The organism is Mesorhizobium sp. M1227 (genome assembly GCF_040318315.1).
GTDB lineage: Bacteria > Pseudomonadota > Alphaproteobacteria > Rhizobiales > Rhizobiaceae > Mesorhizobium.
Genome location: NZ_JAMYLZ010000111.1, coordinates 1 through 781, shown reverse-complemented (window position 1 = coordinate 781; position 781 = coordinate 1). Strand labels below are relative to the sequence as shown.

General features: G+C 63.6%; 1 protein-coding gene. It reads left to right on the top strand.

Features of this window, described 5'->3' with window-relative positions; genetic code table 11:
- A partial coding sequence (locus NKH28_RS34325) for an ISAs1 family transposase (RefSeq protein WP_352981466.1) occupies positions 1-774 on the top strand: 774 nt, incomplete at its 5' end.
- Positions 775-781 lie beyond the last annotated feature (7 nt).

Genomic DNA, 781 nt, shown 5'->3' with positions numbered 1-781 from the left:
ACGCCCGAGGTGGTGTCGCTTGACGGCAAGGCTTTGCGGCGAGCCTACGAGAAGGGCTTGGCAGCCAGTCCGCCGTTGACGGTGTCGGCCTTCGCCGCCGAGACCCGGCTGTGCCTGGCGGCAGTCTCGCCGAGCGATGGTGAGAACGAAGTCGAGGCCGCGCTCAAAGTCGTCGAACTCATTGATCTTACGGGCAGATTGGTCACCGCCGACGCGCTTCACTGCCACACCCGCATGGCTGCGGCCATTACCCAAAGAGGTGGCGATTACCTGCTTGCGCTGAAGGGCAACCGTCGTCATTGGCTGCGCCGTGCCAACCTGCAACTGGCCGACGCCACCCCTTCCATTGCCGAGCGGACCGAGACCAGCCACGGCCGCAACGAGTGGCGGCAGGCCGAGATCGTGGCGGCGGCCGAGCCGCTGATGCCCGGCCACCGGGCCTTCATCCGCATCACCAGCCGACGCGATCAGGCCAAGCCGTTGATGCGCCTGTTCATGGCCTCCACGCTCATGTCGCCGCAGCGGGCGCTCGACCTCACTAGAGCTCATTGGCAGATCGAGAACGGCCTGCATTGGATGCTCGATGTCCATCTCGATGAGGATCTCAGCCGTGCCCGCAAGGACAATGCCCCCGCCAACACGGCCCTTCTCAATCGCCTCGCCAGAAACATCCTTCAGGCCGCCGATGCTGCCAAAGTTCCCATCAGCCATCGCATCAAGAAATGCGCCTGGAACGACGACTATCTCATCAATGCCATCACTCATATGCGATAGCCCTGCC